Annotated in this window: 17 protein-coding genes; 10 read left to right on the top strand and 7 right to left on the bottom strand. The window is 70.8% G+C overall.

What is annotated here, in order from left to right; all coding sequences use genetic code 11:
* Positions 1-40 precede the first annotated feature (40 nt).
* Positions 41-1477: an NsdA family TPR-like regulatory protein gene (locus tag SPR02S_RS49445; RefSeq protein ID WP_019064490.1), complete on the bottom strand. Its 1437-nt coding sequence runs from the start codon at positions 1475-1477 to the stop codon at positions 41-43.
* A 283-nt stretch (positions 1478-1760) separates the two neighbouring features.
* On the opposite strand from SPR02S_RS49445, the gene lipB reads away from it, so the two are divergent.
* The 4 genes from lipB to SPR02S_RS49425 all read left to right on the top strand — a co-directional run bounded on the left by lipB (position 1761) and on the right by SPR02S_RS49425 (position 4856).
* Positions 1761-2558, top strand: coding sequence for a lipoyl(octanoyl) transferase LipB (gene lipB, locus SPR02S_RS49440; RefSeq protein WP_019064489.1), 798 nt, complete (start codon positions 1761-1763; stop codon positions 2556-2558).
* Between the two features lie 105 nt (positions 2559-2663).
* On the top strand, positions 2664-3629 hold the full coding sequence (lipA, locus tag SPR02S_RS49435) for a lipoyl synthase (protein WP_020684297.1): 966 nt from the start codon (positions 2664-2666) through the stop codon (positions 3627-3629).
* A gap of 262 nt (positions 3630-3891) precedes the next feature.
* Entirely contained in the window at positions 3892-4092 is a 201-nt protein-coding gene (locus SPR02S_RS49430) for an SCO2195 family GlnR-regulated protein (protein ID WP_019064487.1), read from the top strand.
* A gap of 59 nt (positions 4093-4151) precedes the next feature.
* Complete coding sequence (locus tag SPR02S_RS49425; protein ID WP_019064486.1) at positions 4152-4856, top strand: DUF4191 domain-containing protein; 705 nt, start codon at positions 4152-4154, stop codon at positions 4854-4856.
* 96 nt (positions 4857-4952) lie between these two features.
* Here the strand turns inward: SPR02S_RS49425 and SPR02S_RS49420 are convergent, their stop codons facing one another.
* The 3 genes from SPR02S_RS49420 to SPR02S_RS49410 form a co-directional block, all read right to left on the bottom strand.
* Positions 4953-5462: a flavin reductase family protein gene (locus SPR02S_RS49420; RefSeq protein WP_019064485.1), complete on the bottom strand. Its 510-nt coding sequence runs from the start codon at positions 5460-5462 to the stop codon at positions 4953-4955.
* 167 nt (positions 5463-5629) lie between these two features.
* A complete protein-coding gene (locus tag SPR02S_RS49415; protein WP_019064484.1) occupies positions 5630-6802 on the bottom strand; it encodes an acyl-CoA dehydrogenase family protein in 1173 nt (390 codons plus the stop codon).
* Positions 6803-6980: 178 nt separating this feature from the next.
* Positions 6981-7451 (bottom strand): RDD family protein, encoded by a 471-nt coding sequence (locus SPR02S_RS49410; RefSeq protein ID WP_019064483.1) that lies wholly within the window; start codon positions 7449-7451, stop codon positions 6981-6983.
* A 198-nt stretch (positions 7452-7649) separates the two neighbouring features.
* Between SPR02S_RS49410 and glnA the strand changes: the two genes are divergently transcribed.
* The 5 genes from glnA to pspAB all read left to right on the top strand — a co-directional run bounded on the left by glnA (position 7650) and on the right by pspAB (position 12453).
* Positions 7650-9059, top strand: coding sequence for a type I glutamate--ammonia ligase (glnA, locus tag SPR02S_RS49405; protein WP_019064482.1), 1410 nt, complete (start codon positions 7650-7652; stop codon positions 9057-9059).
* Positions 9060-9216: 157 nt separating this feature from the next.
* Complete coding sequence (locus SPR02S_RS49400) at positions 9217-9474, top strand: SCO2583/SCO2584 N-terminal domain-containing protein (RefSeq protein ID WP_019064481.1); 258 nt, start codon at positions 9217-9219, stop codon at positions 9472-9474.
* A gap of 2 nt (positions 9475-9476) precedes the next feature.
* Positions 9477-10790, top strand: a complete 1314-nt coding sequence (locus tag SPR02S_RS49395; RefSeq protein ID WP_019064480.1) for a hypothetical protein — start codon at positions 9477-9479, stop codon at positions 10788-10790.
* A 152-nt stretch (positions 10791-10942) separates the two neighbouring features.
* Positions 10943-11866 carry a zinc metalloprotease HtpX gene (gene htpX / locus SPR02S_RS49390; RefSeq protein WP_019064479.1) on the top strand — a complete coding sequence of 308 codons (924 nt, stop codon included), beginning with the start codon at positions 10943-10945 and terminating at the stop codon, positions 11864-11866.
* 2 nt (positions 11867-11868) lie between these two features.
* Entirely contained in the window at positions 11869-12453 is a 585-nt protein-coding gene (gene pspAB, locus SPR02S_RS49385) for a PspA-associated protein PspAB (RefSeq protein ID WP_019064478.1), read from the top strand.
* 34 nt (positions 12454-12487) lie between these two features.
* Here the strand turns inward: pspAB and SPR02S_RS49380 are convergent, their stop codons facing one another.
* Entirely contained in the window at positions 12488-12793 is a 306-nt protein-coding gene (locus tag SPR02S_RS49380; RefSeq protein ID WP_019064477.1) for a hypothetical protein, read from the bottom strand.
* A gap of 249 nt (positions 12794-13042) precedes the next feature.
* Positions 13043-14383 (bottom strand): DUF2252 domain-containing protein, encoded by a 1341-nt coding sequence (locus tag SPR02S_RS49375; RefSeq protein WP_019064476.1) that lies wholly within the window; start codon positions 14381-14383, stop codon positions 13043-13045.
* Between the two features lie 154 nt (positions 14384-14537).
* On the opposite strand from SPR02S_RS49375, the gene SPR02S_RS49370 reads away from it, so the two are divergent.
* Positions 14538-15722, top strand: a complete 1185-nt coding sequence (locus SPR02S_RS49370; RefSeq protein WP_019064475.1) for a winged helix DNA-binding domain-containing protein — start codon at positions 14538-14540, stop codon at positions 15720-15722.
* 151 nt (positions 15723-15873) lie between these two features.
* On the opposite strand, the gene SPR02S_RS49365 is transcribed toward SPR02S_RS49370, so the two are convergent.
* Positions 15874-16188 (bottom strand): hypothetical protein, encoded by a 315-nt coding sequence (locus SPR02S_RS49365; RefSeq protein ID WP_026151613.1) that lies wholly within the window; start codon positions 16186-16188, stop codon positions 15874-15876.
* Positions 16189-16225: the final 37 nt, after the last annotated feature.

Here is a 16225-nt window from a genome sequence, read left to right as displayed (position 1 = left end):
CAACGGAGCCGCACAGTCCCGCCCACGCGCCACCCTCACCTCACCCGTACGCGGCGACCTTGTCGCGATACCCCCGAACCGGCGCCGCGTCCTTGTACGGCTCGAGCCGCCGCTCGAAGTCCCGCACATACTCGACCGCCCGGACCGACCGCATCTCCGCCGCCTGCCCCGCCGCCTCCGCCCCCAGCACACAGGCCTGATCAAGCTCCCCGAGCCCGAGCCGAGCGGAGGCAAGAACCACCCGGCAGAACAACCGACTTCGGGCAAACGCGGGCGCCCGCAACTGCAACGACCGCTCCGCATGCTGCGCGGCCGCCCGGAACTGCTGGAGATCCCGATGCGCGTGCCCGAACTCGTCGGCAAGCTGCGCCTCGTCGAAGAACCGCGCCCAGTAAGGCACTTCGTCCCCCGCCCGCGCCGCCTCAAGGGCGCGTTCGGCCCGCACGAGCGCGGAGGTGCACGCCCGCACCTCCCCGAGCACCCCGTGCGCCCGCGCCTCCACGGAGTGCAGTAACGCCTGCACGACGGGCGGCGCACTGGTCCCGACCCCCTGCTGCGCCACCCGCGCGAGCTGTACGGCCTCCCGCCCGTGCCCGAGATAGACGGCCTGCCGGCTCATGGTCATGAGCACGTACGAGCCGTAGGCCCGGTCCCCGGCGGCCTGCGAGAGGCGGAGCGCCTGCACGAAGTACCGCTGCGCGAGCCCGTGCGCGGCGATGTCGTACGACGTCCAGCCCGCGAGCCGGGTGAGGTCGGCCGCCGCGGCGAACAGGCGCCGGCCGGTCTGTTCGCCGTAGGTGCCGCGCAGCATCGGTTCGGTCTCGTGCTCCAGGTAGCGCACGAGGGCCTGGCGGGCGTGGCCGCCGCCGTAGGCGTTGTCGAGGGTGCGGAAGAGTTCACCGACCGAGCGGAGCGCGGAGATGTCGCCGCCGGTGACCTTCTGGCCGGGGCCGCGTTCGGCCTGGCCGCGCTGGCGCGGTACGGCGGGGCGGCCCTGTGGGGGCACGCGGTTGGCGGGTTCGGCGCGGCCCACCCGATCGTCGGCGCGGCCGATCAGCCAGTCCCGGCTGGGCACCACGAGCCCGGCCGGGGTGAAGGCGATCTTGCGCAGCTCGGCGTGGCTGCCGGAGTCCTTGCGCCACAGCCCGCTGACGATGTCGACGGCCTCCTCGGGGGTCGCGGCGAATTCGAGCCCGGCGTACACCGGCGCGCACGCGTCGAGCCCGAGGTCCTGCGCGGTGAGGCGGCGCCCGAGTCGCCGGGTGAAGACCTCGGCGATGAGGGCGGGCGTGGTGCCTCTGGGCTGCTGGCCGCGCAGCCACCGGGTGACGGAGGTCTTGTCGTATCTGAGATCGAGTCCGTGCTCCAGACCGAGCTGGTCCACGCGACGGGCGAGACCTGCGTTGGAGAACCCCGCTTCTGCGATGAGCGCGGCGAGCTGACGGTTGGGAGTGCGCTGCGCGGGTCGTTCCGTCATCTGCGGTGCGGTCTCCTGCCTTTCGGGCCTCACAGCGACCGGTGCGGTCGCTGCCTGCCCGGATTGCCTGTGAGCAGCCCTTTTGGCCTCGTGAACGGCGCGAATGTAGCGGAGCGTAAGCATCCCGTCGCACATTCCGACGTGCATTCATCCGATCGTGTGAGGATTGGTCGTAGGGCTGACGGTTCCGACCGCCCGGTGGGCTGTCAGTGGTCGGTCGTACAGTGGCGTAGGCATGTTTCGTGCCTTACGACTCATAGGTGCTGCTGAGGAGGCGCTTGCCGTGGGTGAGTTGCGGTTCGTCCGGATGGGCTTCGGCGCGGAGGCCGTCGAGTACCAGGAGGCGTGGGACGAGCAACGCCGGGTGCACGCGGCCCGCTTCGCGGACGAGGTCCCCGACACCGTGCTGCTCCTGGAGCACCCGCCGGTCTACACGGCGGGCCGCCGCACGCAGGACAACGAGCGCCCGCTGGACGGCACCCCGGTGATCGACGTGGACCGCGGCGGCAAGATCACCTGGCACGGCCCCGGCCAGCTCGTCGGCTACCCGATCCAGCAGCTGCCCCGCCCGGTGGACGTCGTCGCGCACGTACGACGCCTGGAGGAGGCGCTGATCCGGGTGTGCGCGGAGTTCGGCGTGGAGACCAGCCGGGTCGAGGGGCGCAGCGGGGTGTGGGTGCTGGGAGATCCCATGGAGCAGCGGCCGTCGATCGGCGGGCTGTCCCTGGACTTCGATCCCCGGCTTCAGGACGAGGAGTTCGACCCGCGGATGAACGGCCCGGAGTACGCGCCGTCGAACGCCGGCCAGCGCCGCGAGGACCGCAAGATCGCCGCGATCGGCATCCGCGTCGCCAAGGGCGTCACGATGCACGGCTTCGCGCTGAACGTGAACCCGGACAACCGCTGGTTCGACCGCATCATCCCGTGCGGCATCCGCGACGCGGGCGTCGCCTCACTGGCCGCCGAGCTGGGCCGGGACGTGACGATCGACGAGGTGCTGCCGGTGGTCGAGCGGCATCTGAAGGACGTACTGGAGCACGCGGATCCGAAGCCGCGGGAGATCGAGAAGGCGACCGCCTGACCCGGGAATGTGACTTTCCGCTCTGCGGTTGGCCTCAAGGCGGGGGTCGGAAATCACGGGCGTACCCTGGTGTACGCCGAAGAATCGAAGCTACAGGGAGCCGATGTGTCCGCAGTCACCCCAGACGGACGCAAGATGCTGCGCCTGGAGGTCCGGAACGCCCAGACCCCCATCGAGCGCAAGCCCGAGTGGATCAAGACCCGGGCGAAAATGGGTCCCGAGTACACGAAGATGCAGGCGCTCGTGAAGAGCGAGGGCCTGCACACGGTCTGCCAGGAAGCCGGCTGCCCCAACATCTACGAGTGCTGGGAGGACCGCGAGGCGACCTTCCTCATCGGCGGCGACCAGTGCACCCGGCGCTGCGACTTCTGCCAGATCGACACCGGCAAGCCCGAGGCCCTGGACCGCGACGAGCCGCGCCGGGTCGGCGAGTCGGTGGTCACGATGGACCTGAACTACGCCACGATCACCGGCGTCGCCCGCGACGACCTGGAGGACGGCGGCGCCTGGCTGTACGCCGAGACGGTCCGCCAGATCCACCAGCAGACGGAGTCCCGCGAGGCCGGCCGCACCAAGGTCGAGCTGCTGGCCCCCGACTTCAACGCGGTCCCGGAGCAGCTGGCCGAGGTCTTCTCGTCCCGCCCCGAGGTCTTCGCGCACAACGTCGAGACGGTCCCGCGCATCTTCAAGCGCATCCGCCCCGGCTTCCGCTACGACCGCTCCCTCAAGGTCATCACCGAGGCCCGCGACTACGGCCTGGTCACCAAGTCGAACCTGATCCTCGGGATGGGCGAGACCCGCGAGGAGGTCAGCGAGGCGCTGCGCCAACTGCACGAGGCGGGCTGCGAGTTGGTGACCATCACGCAGTACCTGCGGCCGTCCGTACGGCACCACCCCGTGGAGCGCTGGGTGAAGCCGCACGAGTTCGTGGAGCTGAAGGAGGAGGCCGACCAGATCGGCTTCTCCGGCGTCATGTCCGGCCCGCTGGTGCGCTCTTCGTACCGCGCCGGGCGCCTGTACCAGATGGCGATCGAGAAGCGAGGCGCGTACGTGGCCTCGCAAGCGGTGTGACCTCGGTCAGCCCCAACTCGCCCACGGCTGTGTGAATTCGCGCACAAGCAGCTACTCGCGGGTAGCACTTCGCTACGACGCGGTCCTGACCGTCCTCCCAGATGAGGGCGCCCATCAGGGCCGCGTCAGCGTTTGGGCCCCACGCATCAAGGTTTCATTGGCGTTTGACCGGTCGGTCACGCCCTGGTAACACCAAACAGTGACACTGCATTTACAGCACGTAGACCCATACCCAGAGCCGTTCCGAGGGGGGACCTCCACGATGCAGGCCGCGCCCGTCCGTGCCACCGCCATCCCGTCCGTCACCGACGCCCTGCGCGCGGTCGAGTCGCTGCTGCTGAGCAGCGGCCAGCGCACCGCCCGCCGCAACGCGTGGACCTCCGTCCTGGAGGACCGCCGCCGCGCCAAGGACCGGGTCGAGGCGCAGCTCGTCATCGAGCAGGCCCTCACCTCGCACTCCTGATCCCCGTCCTGCGGGCACCGCCGTCGTCGGCGCTCCCGCGGGCACGTAGACTTCCTCGCATGGCGAGGAAGGACACGACAGCGGAAAACGCTGCGAACCCCGGGCGACTCAAGCAGATCGCTCTGACGTACAAGATGACGCGCAAGGCCGACAAGACGATCGGTCTTGTACTCGCGGCTGTCGGAATTGTCACCTTCGGTGTCTTCCTCGCGATCGGCTTCTTGCTCGGTCACCCCATCTATCTGGGCATTCTCGGCCTGCTGCTCGCCTTCCTCGCGGCGGCGATCGTCTTCGGACGACGCGCCGAGCGGGCGGCCTTCGGGCAGATGGAGGGCCAGCCGGGCGCTGCCGCCGCGGTACTGGACAACGTCGGCCGGGGCTGGACGACGACTCCGGCGGTGGCGATGAACCGCAGCCAGGACGTGGTGCACCGCGCGGTCGGCAAGGCCGGCATCGTGCTGGTCGCCGAGGGCAACCCGAACCGGGTGAAGTCCCTGCTGGCCGCCGAGAAGAAGAAGATGAACCGCATCGTCGCGGACGTCCCGGTGCACGACGTGATGGTCGGCACGGGCGAGGGCCAGATCCCGCTCAAGAAGGTCCGCACGACGATGCTGAAGCTGCCGAGGGTCCTGACCGGCCCGCAGGTGACGGCGACGAACGACCGCCTGCGTGCGATGGGCGACCTGATGAGCAATATGCCGTTGCCAAAGGGCCCGATGCCGAAGGGCATGAAGCTCCCGAAGGGCGGCGGCAAGGCCCGCTGAGCCGCACACACGGTTTCTACGACTGAGGGGCGCCCGGATCAAATCCGGGCGCCCCTCAGTCATGTCAGGTCCGCCGTATCAGGCACAGCAGGCGCATCAGGCCAAGGTCCTGAACCCCCGGTCGTAATACACCATCGGGGAGCCTTCCCCCAGTCGCACTCCCGTCACCCGGCCGATGAGGACCGTATGGTCCCCGGCCGGGTGTCGTGCGTGGGCGGTGCAGTCCAGTTCGGAGAGGGCGCGGTCGACCGTGGGCAGGCCGTCCGGGCTGGTGCGCAGGCCGCCCGACGCGAACTTGTCGGTGCCCTTGGTCGCGAAGCGCACGGCGAGCGGGCGGTGAGCCGGGGCCAGCACGCTCACGGCGAAGCGGTCGCAGTGGCCGAACGACGGCGCCGAGTCGGCGGAGTTCGCCAGACAGACCAGGACCATCGGCGGTTCCAGCGAGACCGAGCAGAAGGAGCTGGCCGTGAAACCGCGCGGGGTTCCGTCCTCGCAGCACGTGGTGACGACCACGACACCCGAGGGGAAGCGGGCCATCGCGGCCCGGAACTCCTCCGGCGCCACCGCCGCTCGTGCGGTTTCCAGTACTTCCTGACGCTCCGGCATGACGGTGCACCACCTGTCGGGCCTCGCGGAGGCCACCGCGGGTTCAGCAGCCTCGGGGCAGCCTCGGAAGCGGCTCACCGACAGTGATCGGGACCGCCACCCGGGTCCAGATCGACTATGCGGGCAGCGCCCCCGACCGGCAACCGGGACCGGAGCGCCAGGCCTGCTCAGCGCACGGCCCCAGCCTTCTCCTCGCCGGAAAGCGCCCAGGCGCCGTAGGCCGCGCCTGTCGTCTCGAAGGAGAGCGCGACATGGGACGCGGCGCTGTTCACGTCGCGCCAGAAGCGCTGCACCGGGTCGGACGAGGACTGGCCGGACGTGCCGCTCGCGCGGAAGACGCGGTCTACCGCCGAGACCAGGAGTTCCACCGCCAGTGCCAGGTCCCGGGCGCCCCGGACCGCGGCCTCGCCGCCCGGTGGGTTTTCCTCCGTGCCGTCGGCGATCGCCGCCGTACGGAGGATCAACAGTTCGGCGGCGTCCACCTCCGCGGCCGAGCGGGCCAGCGCGACCTGGGTCGAGGGCTTCTCGCCCACGGCCTGGCCGCGGCGGTCGACGCGCGCACCGGTTCGGGCGATCCAGGCCCGCAGCGCACCCCGGGCCGCGCCGATCAGCGGGGCGGCGAACGGCAGCGCGTTCACGGCGTGCATCGGGACGAGGTGGCAGCGGGCGTCCGAGGCGGGCGCCCGGCCGGCGTGCACCACCGACCGCGCCAGGGTGCGGTGTTCGGGCACGAAGGCGTCGGCGAGGACCAGGGTGTCGCTGCCCGTTCCGCGCATCCCTACGGTGAACCAGCTGTCCTCGATCGAGAAGTCCGCCCGCGGTACGGCGAAGAACCGCACCTCGGGGCGTGCGTCGGGGTCGGCCGGGCCCTCGGCGGGGACCGCCGCGCAGGCGAGCGCCCAGTCGGCGAAGTGGACCCCGCTGATGTATTTCCACTCACCGCTCAGCCGCCAGCCGCCGGCCACGGGCTCCGCCTTGCCGGACGGCATGAGCGCGCCGGCCAGCAGGGCGTCCGGGCCGTCCGCCCAGATCTCGGCCTGGCCCTCCGCGGGGAGGAACGCCGCGTACCGCCCGGCGTACGCGGCGAGCGAGGCCGCCCACGCCGCCGAGGTGCAGCCCTCCCCCACCAGGCCGACGGCGGAGGTCAGTTCGGTGAAACCACCGGCCTCGCCGCCATGGGCCACCGGTACGAAGTGCCGCGCGAACCCGGCGTCCAGTACCGCCCGCACCACCTCCGGCGAGAGCCGCCGCGCGGTCTCCGCCTCGTCCGTGTGCCGGGCCGCGATCTCGGCGACCCCCGGCGCCCGGGTCACGATCGTCGACTTGTCGCCTGCTGGCATCCTGCGCACCGCCTCCGTAGGGAACGGCGCCAGTGTCCCGGCCCCGGCCCGCCCCTCCCCGGACCCCGGGCCGTAACAGCCCCACCGTCACCCACCCGGCACGCCAAAGGGGGCGCCCGGAGATCGTCCCGGGCGCCCCTCTGTCGTAGGACTACTGCTGGATGTCGTACGACTGCCGTTAGATCCGGACCTCCACCGTGCGCGCGAACCGGTCGTGCAGCCCCCGACCGTCCCGGTCCCAGATCAGGGCCGGGATCGCGATGCACAGCAGGGCGGTGCGGAGCAGGGTGCGCAGGGGGTTGGGGCGGCCGGTGTCGAGGGCGTACACGCGGAGGCCGAAGAGGCGCTTGCCCGGGGTGAAGCCGATCGTGCCGACGGTGAGGGCGCTGAGGACGAAGAAGACGAGGAGCGCCCAGTTGCCGGTCGCGCCCGGCTTGTAGCCGTGGGTGAGCAGGCCGTATGCGATCAACAGGCACAGGGCCCAGTCGACGGCGAGGGCGCCGAGGCGACGGCCGGGGCGGGCGATCGAGCCGGGGCCGTCCTCGGGCAGACCGAGCTGCTCGCCGCGGTATCCGAAGTCGACACCTGCTCGCTCCGCGGCCTCGCGGGGCCCGGAGAGCCACGATCCGATTGCATCCCTGTTGTCCACCCGTCCACGGTACTGCCCGCGTTCTGCCATGCGGACAGGAGGGGCCAGCGGGCCCAAGACCGGTTAACTTGGGCGAAACAAATGGGTCACGCTGGAGAAATCCCCCGTCCCTAAGGTCGGGTCCAGCGTGTGCCACCGCACTGGCCGCACGAACGAACTACCACCCCGGCACGGACGGTCGGGAGTAGGAGGAGCTGGATGTTCCAGAACGCCGACGAGGCCAAGAAGTTCATCGCGGACGAGGACGTCAAGTTCGTCGACGTCCGATTCTGCGATCTGCCGGGTGTGATGCAGCACTTCACACTGCCGGCGACGGCCTTCGACCCGGACGAGGAACTCGCCTTCGACGGCTCCTCGATCCGCGGCTTCCAGGCCATCCACGAGTCCGACATGGCGCTCCGCGCCGACCTGTCGACCGCGCGTGTGGACCCCTTCCGTCGCGACAAGACGGTCAACATCAACTTCTTCATCCACGACCCGATCACGGGCGAGCAGTACTCCCGTGACCCGCGCAACGTGGCGAAGAAGGCGGAGGCGTACCTCGCCTCCACCGGTATCGCCGACACCGCGTACTTCGGTCCCGAGGCCGAGTTCTACGTCTTCGACAGCGTGCGCTTCGAGACCAAGGCGAACGAGAGCTTCTACCACATCGACTCCGAGGCGGGCGCCTGGAACACCGGTGCGGTCGAGGACAACCGCGGTTACAAGGTCCGCTACAAGGGCGGCTACTTCCCGACCCCGCCGGTCGACCACTTCGCCGACCTGCGTGCGGAGATCTCCCTGGAGCTGGCCGCGTCCGGCCTCCAGGTCGAGCGCCAGCACCACGAGGTGGGCACCGCCGGCCAGGCCGAGATCAACTACAAGTTCAACACGCTGCTCGCCGCGGCCGACGACCTCCAGCTCTTCAAGTACATCGTGAAGAACGTGGCCTGGCGCAACGGCAAGACCGCGACCTTCATGCCGAAGCCGATCTTCGGCGACAACGGCTCGGGCATGCACGTCCACTCGTCGCTGTGGGCCGGCGGCACCCCGCTCTTCTACGACGAGGCCGGCTACGCGGGTCTGTCGGACCTCGCCCGCTACTACATCGGCGGCATCCTCAAGCACGCCCCGTCGCTGCTCGCGTTCACCAACCCGACGGTGAACTCGTACCACCGCCTGGTGCCGGGCTTCGAGGCGCCGGTCAACCTGGTGTACTCGCAGCGCAACCGCTCCGCCGCGATGCGCATCCCGATCACGGGCTCCAACCCGAAGGCCAAGCGCGTCGAGTTCCGCGCGCCCGACTCCTCCGGCAACCCGTACCTCGCCTTCTCCGCGCTCCTCCTGGCGGGCCTGGACGGCATCAAGAACAAGATCGAGCCGGCCGAGCCGATCGACAAGGACCTCTACGAGCTGGCCCCCGAGGAGCACGCGGGCGTCGCCCAGGTCCCGACCTCCCTCCCGGCCGTCCTCGACCGCCTCGAGGCCGACCACGAGTTCCTGCTCGCGGGCGACGTCTTCACGCCCGACCTGATCGAGACGTGGATCGACTTCAAGCGCACGAACGAGATCGCACCGCTGCAGCTGCGTCCGCACCCGCACGAGTTCGAGCTGTACTTCGACGTGTGATCGAACCGGCCCAGTGCCCTCGGCGCCCCCGTCTCTCCTCGGAGAGGCGGGGGCGCTGCCGTCTGCCCAGAACCCACTCGCCCGGAACTCGCTTCACAGACCGGTTACAGCCAGGGATCATCGTCACTGACACGGTTGTTCGAGAAAGGTAACGGGGATGGCGCAACAGGGCGACGAGGAGCGGGAGTTCGACCTCAAGTGGGCCGACGGGGCCGAGCACAAGGAGCCGTCCGCCCGGGCGCGGATGCTTGCCGCACGGTGGAAGGAGAACCCTCCGGGGCCGGTGCCGTTCCGGGGTGAGCCCGAGGGGGTGGGGCCTCGTCGGTCTTCGTGGATATCGACGGTTGTTGTGTTGGGGAGTGTCGTCGCGGTCATTGTGCTGTTGGGGTACGTCAACTTCCGGGCGCCGTACTAGAGATGGACGAGAAGATGGACGGTCGGGATCCCCTGGCCTGGCTTCGGCTGGACGAGATGCTGCGGTGCGAACCGTATGCGCCTGCCTGGCTCGCCGAGCCTGAACTCGCGATCGACCTGTGCCACCGCGACGGCAGGATCCGGGAGGCCGCGCTCCAACAGGCCGTCGGGTGCTCGGAGTTGCTGCCGTTGGTGGTCGTTCGGTGTGCCGACTGGGTTGAACAAGTGCGGGAGCGGGCGCGGGAGTTGCTCCGGGCGTCCCTCGATGTGGGGACCGGCGTCGCGCTCGCGCCGCTGATTCTGCTCTTCGGGCGGCGGGGGCGGGGTGCCTTCGCCATCGAGCTGGTCGGCGGAGTGCTGCGGCCGGCGTCCCGTGAGCAGCTCGCTCCCCTCTTCGTCCACCCCGACCGTGCCGTACGCCGCTTCGTCCATCGCCTCGCCGTCGAGGAGGGGATCCTCTCCCCCGGCGAACTCGCCCGCGCCGCCGCCCGGGACACCGACGCCGTCGTACAGAACCTGTGCGCGGAGGCCGCGCTGGCCACCGTGGCGAAGACGGGCGGCTACGACGAGGTGCTCGAGCCGTTGCTCGGGGCGCGGAATCCGCGGGCCCGGGCGACCGGCGTCACCGCGTTGCGGGCGGCGGGGCCGACGGAGCGAGCCGAGGGGTTTCTCGCCGATCGGTCCGGGGTCGTGCGGGCCTGTGCGCGGTATGTCGTGCGGCAGGGTGAGGGTGATCCGTTGGCGTTGTACCGGGCTCGGTGCCTTGCGGCGGAACCTGCGCCGGGGGCCGTGATCGGGCTCGCCGAGTGTGGTGGGCGGGGTGATGCCGAGGTGTTGTGGGGGTTCGTCGGGCATCCGGCCGCCGCGCTGCGGGCTCGGGCCGTGGCCGGGTTGCGGCTGCTGGACGTCGTGGACGTACGGCGGATGCTGCCGTTGCTCGATGATCCGGCGCCCGGGGTCGTGCGGGAGGCGACGCTCGCGCTGTTGCCGTCGGCCGGGCTGGTGCCGGACGGGTGGCTCATGGAACGGCTCGCGGGCGGGTGGCCCAAAGGGTGGCCCCGGCATGTGCGCGTCGGCGCGTTCCGGCTGTTGGACGCGCGGGGCGGGATCGTACGGCTGCGGGCCGCCGTGACCGTGCTCGACGATCCGGACGAGAAGGTGCGGGCCTGGGGTGCGCGGGTGGTGCAGCGGTGGCATCTGGAGGAGGGGATGACGCCCGGGGATCCCGAGGTGGGTGAGCTGCTCGGGCGGGCGCGGCATCTGTTCAGTGAGTACGTGCTGACGCGGCGGCTGTGGGAGGCCGGGCTCCCCGGCTGACCTGCGCCCTCGCCTTCCCGCTCGCGCTCATCGGATTCTCAGGTGTTCCGCCGACCTTTTGCTCCGCCTAGGGCCGATCGGGACCACTTCATGGGAAGCGCCGGGTGCACACTGGGCGGTGGGACGAGTGCCTGACTGCGGGGTGATGGCAGATGCAGAGCCGCTTCCGGAGCGACCGGCGGTTGACCGTACGTATGGGTCTGACGCTGTTCCTGCTCGGGCTGTTGTACGTGGCGTTCGTGGCCGCGCTGATCGTGTTGCTGAAGTCCTGGGTGCTGGTCGTGGTGCTGGCGGGCGGGCTGCTCGTCGCGCAGTACTGGTTCTCCGACCGGATCGCGCTGTACGCGATGCACGGGCGGATCGTGGAGCGGGAGGAGTATCCCGAGCTGCACGGTGTGATCGACCGGCTGTGTGCCGTCGCCGATATGCCGAAACCTGTCGTCGCCGTTTCCGACATCGACATGCCCAACGCCTTCGCCACCGGGCGGAACGCCGATCACGCCGTCATCTGCGTGACCACCGGGCTGCTACGGCGGCTGGAGCCCGCCGAGTTGGAGGGTGTGCTCGCGCACGAGCTGTCGCATGTGGCGCACAAGGACGTGGCCGTGATCACGGTGGCGTCGTTCCTCGGCGTGCTCGCCGGGCTCATGGTCCGGTTCGCGTTCTATTCGCAGATCTTCCGGGGGCGGAAAGACCAGAACACGCTGGCCGTCTTCGCGGGGATCATGGGGATCTCGGCGGCCGTGTACGCGATCAGCTTCCTGCTGATCCGGGCGCTGTCCCGGTACCGGGAGCTCGCGGCCGACCGGGCGGCGGCGCTGCTCACCGGCAAGCCCTCGGCGCTGGCGTCCGCGCTCACCAAGGTCGACGGCGACATCGCGCGGATCCCGACCAAGGACCTGCGGACCGCGCAGGCCTTCAACGCCTTCTACTTCAGCCCGGCGAACGGCGCCGAGCCCGGTATCGCGCGGTTCTTCTCGACCCACCCGAGCCTGGAGCAGCGGCTCGACCAACTGGGGCGGATCTCCGCCGAGTTGGGTGAGGCGGCGGTGCCCGGCATCGGGAAGGCGGACTGAGGATGGGGTTGCTGGACATCCTGCTCGGCCGTACGAAACCGGTCGCTCCCGATCTCGACCAGCTGTTCGCGCTGCCCTCGGCGGCGGTGACGCTGGAGGCGGCGGCCGGGTTCCGGGCGACCGGGCGCGGTGCGGTGTGCTTCGCGACGGTGGAGGGCGGGGCGTTCGAGCAGACGCACCGGGAGGTCCAGGCGCTGCTGGACGCGGACGCCGAACGCACCGGTCCGCCGGTGGAGTTGACCCAGGATGCGTACGGCTACTCGTGGCTGGTCTCGCGCCGGACACCGGATCAGTTGTCGGCGCTGGTGAACGATCTGCACGCGGTGAACAGCGCGATGGAGGTCAACGGCTTCGGGCCTCAACTGCTCTGCTCGCTGGCCGGGTTCGAGGATGACGGGGGCCGGCGGCTCGCGCTCGTCTATCTGTACAAGCGCGGGTCGTTCTTCCCGTTCGCGCCGCTGGCCGGTGACGGTCAGCGGCGCGACAGCTCGCTGGAACTCCAGGTCAAGTCGATGCTCGGCAACGACCTGCGGATCGAGCAGGATCTGAGCCGGTGGTTCCCGGTGTGGGGCGCCCCCGGGTTGTGACGGGCGCCCCGGTCTCCTACGTGCGCCTCTTCTCCTACTTGCTCTTCTCGCGCGCCTGCCGGCGGGACTCCAGGGGGCGCTCGCGCTGGTAACGGCGCTCCCACTTGGCCTGCTTGTCACGGCGGTCGCGGTACGCGCGGTAGCTCGACGGGGTGCTTCCCGAGGAGGAAGCGCCGGACGACGTGGATGACGTGGACGAGGTCGATGAGGTGGACGACGTCGAGTCCCTGCCGTACTGAACGTAGAGGAAGAGCACGGCGACGGCGGCGAGCCACCAGACGTGGTTTCCGAATCCCAGGACGACCAGGACGACGGTCCCGGATATGACGATGGTGCCCATGACGGGCCTCCGTGGGCGTGGGTGTGGTGTCTGAGCGGTGTGGACGTGTCCCGACACGGCGCTGGGGTGGGCGGCCGACCGTCGGTGGGTTGGGTGCGACAGAGACTAGCGCCGACTCCGCAGGGTGACGCCGGCCCTGCGTGAAACGGTGGTGACCTGCTCCGCAATGCGTCTCCAGCGTAGGGAGTCGGTCACTCGGTGTGCATCTTCTTTTTCGTGGAGGGTGTTCGTGGAGGGTGAGGGGGCTGGTCAGATGCCCGGTGCCGCCGTGATCACGCCCGCCGCGACCGCCGCTCCCAGGGCCGCGTGGTCGGCGGTCGTCTGACCGGCGTAGGACAGGGCGAAGTCCGCCACGGCGCGTTCGAAAGTGTCGGTGTTGCCCAGGTAGGCGGCGATGGCGACGCGGTCGCCGGAGCGGGCGTGGGCGCGGGCCAGGGCGTTGCCGCAGAGGCGGGCGTACGCCGTGAGCGCCCCCGGGCCCATACCGACGACGTCCGCGGAGCCCTTCATGTCACGGAGTTGGCGCCAGTAGAAGGCGCGGCCCTGCGGTCCCGTCATCCAGCCGAGGAAGATGTCGCTGGCCGCCTGGAGCAGGCGCTGGCCCGCGACGACCCGGTGGCCGGGGTGGACGTAGGGGCCGTTCGGCAGATGCTCCTCCAGTACGGACTTCCGCGCCTCCTTGATCTGGAGGAACAGCGGGTCGTCCTGGTCGCGGCCGGCGAGCAGCACGATGAAGCAGCGGGTGCCGACGCTGCCGACGCCGACGACCTTGCGGGCCGCGTCGACGAAGCGGTAGCGGTCGAGGAGCAGACGGCGTTCCTCGGAGAGGGTGGAGCGGTAGTCGCTGAAGATCTTGCGCAGGGAGGCCATGTCGGCGGCGCCGGCCGGTTCCAGCAGGGGCGGGTCGTGGACGATACGGCGGCGGCCGTCCACGGTCTCGGTCAGTTTGCCCACGGCGTGCAGGCTGGTGCGGCGGCGGGCCCGGGTGAGGCTGGACTCCACCCGGCGGCGGTGCCGGGCCGAACGGACCAGCGGCAGCAGGCTGTCGGCGTCGATCCGCTCGTACCAGACGGCGAGTTCGCCCTTGCGGGCCAGACCGCGGAGGGCCGTACGGTACGCGGCTGTCGCCTCCAGCGCGGCGTGGTGGGCCTTCGTATCGCTCTGGCCGTTCTCGCGGGCGGCGACGGCCACGCTCGCGGCGAGGCGCTTGACGTCCCACTCGAAGGGGCCCGGGAACGTCTCGTCGAAGTCGTTGAGGTCGAAGAGCAGGGCGCGTTCCGGGGAGGCGTAGAGGCCGAAGTTGAGGAGGTGCGCGTCGCCGCAGAGCTGGACGGTGAGGCCGGTGTGCGGCTGGGACGCGAGGTCGGCGGCCATCACGGCGGCGGAGCCGCGCAGGAAGGCGAAGGGGGAGGCGGCCATGCGGCCGTACCGGATGGGGAGGAGTTCCGGGAGTCTGTCCCGGCCCTGTCGTTCCAGTACGGCCACGGGGTCCGGGCGGTCCACGGCGGGGATCCAGCCGGCGTGGGCGGAACGGGCAACGCGTTTACGCGCGGCGCGACCCCGGTCCGCTCGGTCGGCCGGTGTGGTCATGTGCCGTGTCTTTGCATGCCGCCGCCTCCTGATGTCCCGCCGCCTGTTGCTACGCAGTGAAACCGGGTGGGCGTGGGGGGTGCATTCCGGGGGCGGCGATCGGGTGAACGTCTACTGTCGGTCGAGAAGTGGACGTCTTCGAGCCGAGGCGGATATGACCAGCACCCCCCGTCACATCACCACCCCAGAACGCCGTGCCCGCCTCGCCCTCCGCCACCGGCTCGCCCCCGGCACCCGCGCCGCGACCCCCGAAGCCGTCGCCGCCTCCCTCGTCGCCCTGCACGGCACGGACCCCGCGACGGTGTACCTCGCCGTGGGTGCCCGCCTCGCCGACTCCTCCAGCACCGTCCCGGAGACCGCCCGCGCCCTGTACGAGGACCGCACCCTGCTCCGTATGCACGGCATGCGGCACACGGTGTTCGTGTTCCCCGCGGAGCTGACCGCGGTCGTGCACGCCTCGACGGGACTCGCCGTCGCCGCGCGTGAACGGGCCGCGCTGCTCAAGGACATGGCGAAGGCGGGGGCGCCGGACGCGGCCTGGCTGAAGGAGGTCGAGGGCTCGCTGCTGACCGCGCTGGCCCGGCGCGGTCAGGCGACGGCGGCCGAACTCGCCCTGGACGAACCGAGGTTGAGGGAACAGTTCGCGTACGCGGCCGGGAAGAACTACGAGGGCGTGCACACCGTCTCGACCCGGCTGTTGAAGGTGCTGGGCGTCGAGGGGAAGGTCGTACGGGGCCGTCCGCTCGGCGGCTGGACGTCGAGCCAGCTCCGCTGGGCGGTGGCGCCGGAACACCCCGAACTGGACGTCGTGGAGGCCCAGTCGACCTTGCTGCACCACTGGCTCGCGGCGTGCGGCCCCGCCACGGAGGCCGACCTGAAGTGGTGGACGGGGTGGCGGGTGACGGACGTCCGCCGGGCGCTGACGACGATCGGCGCGGAGCCGGTGACCCTGGACGAGGGGCCGGGTTACGTCGCCGCCGGCGACCTCGCTCCGCTGGCCGGCCCCGCCGAACCCTGGGCGGCCCTGCTGCCGGGCCTCGATCCGACGGCGATGGGATGGCAGGGGCGGGACTGGTACCTGGCACCGGAGTTGCGCCCCGCGCTGTTCGACGGGAGCGGCAATGTGGGGCCGACGGTGTGGTGGGACGGGCGTGTGGTGGGGGGTTGGGCGCAGCGGCCCGATGGGGAGATCGTGTGGCGAATCCTCGACCGGGAGGGCGTCGGCCGGGAGGCGGAGACCGCGATCGGGGCGGCGGCGGAACGGTTGCGGGGGTGGGTGGGGACGACTCGGGTGACGCCGAGGTTCCGGACGCCTGTGGAGCGGGAGTTGGCGGGGTAGGGGCGCGTGTTCACTGGTCCTGGGGCGAGCCACCCCGAGCCCACCCACCCCCTGGTGACGCGAGCAACGACGCCGGGCGCCCCGAAAACACGTCCGCGCATCGACGCCGGGTGCCCAAGAAACACAGGGCACCCGGCGCCACAGCTCAAGCTCAGCGCGCGTACCGCATCAACGCCCGCACCATGTGACACGTCGTGTCCGACGGCGCGTGAACGCCGATCAGCTCGGCCGTGCTCCGGATCGTCTCGTTGCGGGCCTGGTTCGGGACGTAGACGCCCGAGTCGAGCAGGGCGATGGCCAGCCGCATCGCCTTGAGGCGGCGGTTGTGCGTGACGTACCAGTCCCGCGGGCGTCCGGGCGGCAGCGGGCGCTTCTCCACGGGCACGTAGGGCAGGTCGAGTTGGACGGAACGCTTCGCGGTGGACTGGGTCGGCAGCGGCTTCGGCTTCAGTGCGGCAGCGGGCACGGACATCCTCCTGTCGCGGTCAGGGCGCCGTCCGGAC

Origin of the sequence: Streptomyces prunicolor NBRC 13075, from assembly GCF_000367365.1 — a bacterium.
Classification (GTDB): domain Bacteria; phylum Actinomycetota; class Actinomycetes; order Streptomycetales; family Streptomycetaceae; genus Streptomyces; species Streptomyces prunicolor.
This window is presented reverse-complemented; position numbering and strand designations above follow the sequence as displayed.